Source organism: Fulvivirga kasyanovii, from assembly GCF_009711405.1.
In the GTDB taxonomy this organism is placed as follows: domain Bacteria; phylum Bacteroidota; class Bacteroidia; order Cytophagales; family Cyclobacteriaceae; genus Fulvivirga; species Fulvivirga kasyanovii.
Genome location: NZ_SMLW01000274.1, coordinates 1 through 3836 on the forward strand (window position 1 = coordinate 1; position 3836 = coordinate 3836).

Annotated in this window: 5 protein-coding genes; 4 read left to right on the forward strand and 1 reads right to left on the reverse strand. The window is 37.5% G+C overall.

Features of this window, described 5'->3' with window-relative positions; genetic code table 11:
* The coding region (locus E1163_RS01840) for a hypothetical protein (protein WP_155168876.1) at positions 1–582 on the reverse strand (582 nt) is incomplete at its 3' end.
* Between the two features lie 459 nt (positions 583–1041).
* Between E1163_RS01840 and E1163_RS30900 the strand changes: the two genes are divergently transcribed.
* The 4 genes from E1163_RS30900 to E1163_RS01855 all read left to right on the forward strand — a co-directional run bounded on the left by E1163_RS30900 (position 1042) and on the right by E1163_RS01855 (position 3754).
* Positions 1042–1719, forward strand: coding sequence for a hypothetical protein (locus E1163_RS30900; RefSeq protein ID WP_221417907.1), 678 nt, complete (start codon positions 1042–1044; stop codon positions 1717–1719).
* A gap of 28 nt (positions 1720–1747) precedes the next feature.
* Positions 1748–2479, forward strand: coding sequence for a hypothetical protein (locus tag E1163_RS30905; protein ID WP_246223462.1), 732 nt, complete (start codon positions 1748–1750; stop codon positions 2477–2479).
* Positions 2460–3011 (forward strand): hypothetical protein, encoded by a 552-nt coding sequence (locus E1163_RS01850; RefSeq protein WP_155168878.1) that lies wholly within the window; start codon positions 2460–2462, stop codon positions 3009–3011. Before E1163_RS30905 ends, E1163_RS01850 begins: the two co-directional genes overlap by 20 nt.
* 311 nt (positions 3012–3322) lie before the next feature.
* Positions 3323–3754, forward strand: coding sequence for a hypothetical protein (locus E1163_RS01855; protein WP_155168879.1), 432 nt, complete (start codon positions 3323–3325; stop codon positions 3752–3754).
* The last annotated feature ends 82 nt before the right edge of the window (positions 3755–3836 follow it).

Below are 3836 nucleotides of genomic sequence, written 5' to 3' on the forward strand. Positions count from 1 at the left end.
GTAGTCTGCAAGCTCGATAAATTCGATTAGCCCATTATCCTCTGGATTGTTTGGTAACGGGCCAACTTCCACATGGTGAATATCAAGGGCACTACTTTTTTCACCTAACATTTCATCTAGTACCAAATAGGAAGCCGTTAAAAAATCCTCTTGCAAGGATGCTTTATAACCCTCTATGCATACTTTAATTCCAATCTGAGACGGTTGCTTTTTGTTTTCCAGCGGAAGAAACCATAGTTTATTTGGGTTTAGTGTAATTCCTTTATAGGTAGTATTGAAGTCCGTGCCTTTGGGAGGTTTAAATACCAGGATGTTCCAATCTTTAAATTTGGGAGCATGTTTTACCAATTCTTCAACTTTATTAAAATATCTACTGTCTCCTTCCGCAGTGATAATCAAATCTTGAGTTTCATCGGGGTGTCCTCCAATCTTAAAATATAAGTGGTTGCAGTAGGAATGAAGTTGGATTAAAAAGATATCAAGGAGTCTCTCCCTTTCGAGAGGATTATCAATTTGGTTTAAAAAGAAAAACTGGTTTTTATTTTTAGAGAACCAATTCCAAAAGTCTTCTGGAGATAGCATTAGTAGAGTATTTTAATTAAGGTCTATCCATTACCTAAATAGCTAAGTTAGGAAAAAAGAGTTCAATTATTGCCGCTTTTTTGTTGTTTGAAATCTTCATTCTGGTCGTAGGTGTGTCGAGAAGTGAAAGCTTGGATTAAGTATAGAAACTTTCACATGCTGTAATTGAGATGGAGGTAGGCCCTCCAACTGATCCAGCATGAAGAAGGTAGGATTGTAAAGGATGAAACTACAGAGAGCTGGGAGTACCAGTACCATTTAAAAGACCACTTGGGAAATACAAGGCTGACCTTTACGACGAAACCGAAGACAATCATCTTTAAAGCCAACTATGAAAATGATCCTGATAATGCTGATGATGTGGGGCTTTTTGAATAGGTAAATATTAGTAATGAAGGGGACTTCAATCATACAGCAGGCGCCTATGCTGATAATACGGCGTACAGCCACGCGCAGGTATTGAGAAGCTCACCGCATACTCAGGTAGGAAGCGTAATTGCTATACCCGTAGGGGCGGGAGATAGAGTAACAGCATCTGCGTTTGCTAAATATATAGCAGCATCAGAGGATCCTGGCATTATCTCCACAACACTGGCCTCAGCGCTTATTAATGCATTTACAGGTGGTGTGCCGGGAGTGAATGAGGGAGGAACAAATACCATTAATAATAATTTTGGTGAAGGCTCCCTCATAGGAGGGGCAGACTTCCCTTATGAGGATAGTGATGCTCCTAAAGCATTTTTAAACCTCATATTCCTGCCCGAAGGAGAAGCCATTGATCTCATCAAAGATGCATCCTTTGCCTACGACCAAATAGCAGATGGCGCCACTGAGTCAATCATAAACGGCATCTCGGATTCACCGTATGATGAACTGCGTATCGAAAACTTTGAAATACCGCAAAATGGCCATATCTTAGTTTATGTGAGCAATGAAGGTTCTTTGACTGATATTTACTTTGATGATTTGGAGATACAGATTAATGAATCTCCTGTGGTGCAAAGTGATGATTATTATCCCTTTGGACTGCAATTTAACTCCTATCAAAGGGTGACGGCCAAAAAGAACGATTTCAAGTACAATGGTTTTGAGTTGCAAGAAGATTTAGGCTTGGAATGTTTACGATTACCAAGCTAGGTATTATGATCCAGTAATCGGAAGGTTCCTGCAGGTTGACCCTGCAGCCGATCTGATGAGAAGGCACTCTCCCTATAACTATGCCTTTGATAACCCGATCAGATTTATTGATCCTGATGGGATGATGCCGGAAGATAATGTAGGATGTCCAAAGTGTGCTGTTGAGGCAAAAAGTGAAAAAATAGTTGCAAAGGAATCCGAAGATGAAAACGGAAAGCCAATTTCTGTAATTGAGCAATTGATTACCTCATCAGGGACTATGACGGCAGAATTGAAGGATGGTGTTGCTGTTCAGAGTTCGTATGATAATATACACAAATCTAGTACTAAGACAACCATTACTATGGATGAGTCTGGGAATATCCTAGGAGGTACAAGTCAGACAACAATAGCTGAATATTCACCCGATGGTGAATTGATAAACTCTGAAGTTTCATCTATAGAAGGAAATGTTAAAGACGGGCAAATTATATCTGAGGATGGAAATACTATGACGTTGAATACAGAATTGCTCTCGGTTGTTTCTGATGCCAGTGCCTATGAAGCAAATAATAGAGAATCTTACGCCATGGGTCTAGCTACTAAAAATTCGGAAGCAGCATCTCATGCAAGTGGTTTTCTTGGTATTATAAGCTCGTGGGTTAGTGCAGCTTCATTTGCTGTTGGTTTAGTAGACCCTGCTGATAAAATAGCAAAATCAGGCGTTGAGGTAAGCAGTTCTTATCAAATCAGAACCCCGTATGGAACAAGAAAAAAGTAATATGAAGAAGTTTATTTTTCTTTTTATCTGCATTATATTCAGTGGATGCAAGGATGGAAATGTTAATGATAAGAATATATTGACACCTCCTCTTGAGGTTGAAATTAAAGACTTAATCAAAAACGGATATAAAAAAGTGGATTCACTGAACGTTATTACAAAAACAGTAAATGGAGTTGGTGTGTCATACGATTTTTTGAATGATAATGCCCCTGTTTTCAATCGTTCAATATGGATAACTAATGTGGATAGTTTGGCTGCACTTAATTGGATCAAAGAGAACAATGGAGCCATTGTGTCTTCATGGGAAAGGATGCCAGGAGGCAAGTATAAGTTTTTTGTTCGAGACAGGTATTCTGGATTAATACTACTATCTATCTATAGTTCTAATAGTTTGATTATTAATTTTGAATATCCTGATTTACAAAACAAAAATAGAAGTTTGGATAGAGAAATAGATGAAGGAGGAAATGTTAAGATAATTGGTAAGGATAATGATGGTAAGAGTGTTATTATAAAGCCATTACAATAAATAATAAACCTAACTTCAATCTCGCGTAGAAGGGCGACTATTTTCCCTTTGGGTTAACCTTTAACTCCTATCAAAGGGTGACTGCTAAAAAGAACGATTTTCTTTTTAATGGCATAGAAAGGGTAACAGAGTTGGATTTGGGATGGGATTTGCACATTTTAGAGCTTATGACCCGGCAATAGGAAGGTGGCTGCAAATCTGGAAAGATAAAAAGTATAAGGTTCTGGGATAAAGGCAAGCCCACAGGAGAGTTTATAACTTACTATGATGGATTATTGGATGTTTATTTTACGGAAACGGATGGTGACACCATGAGAGTGGAAGAACCGTTAAAGAAGAAACATGCTTTTTTTAATCATTTAAATGAAATTGGGTATGAGAGAGAGTATGACAAAGAAGGAAACTTAATTACGAAAAAAGGCGAAGGTATTCTATTCATGAAAACACAGAGTGTGAAGTTGAATAGAAATGATACATTTAATATACATTTTTACTTGGCTTCCCCTGATTGGGTTACAAGAGAGTTCTATGTGAATAAGTATGATAGTGAAGGTAATTTACTTAAATCTGAGCAGAAGGAAATACATGAAGAATATAATGCAGTGTTTTATCAGACCACATTTAGAGAAGCAGGTAAATATAAAATTGAAGGAGTATCGAAGTTTATTGATGAGTTGATTGACAATGTAAAAATTGACACGGTGGAATTGTATGTACAGGTTGGAAGTAAATACTCAATATAACTGAAACTTTAAATCATAGTGCGGAAATTACTTCCGTGATAAACTGAAATAAAGGAGCCTTGCAGCAATGCGAGGCTTTTTT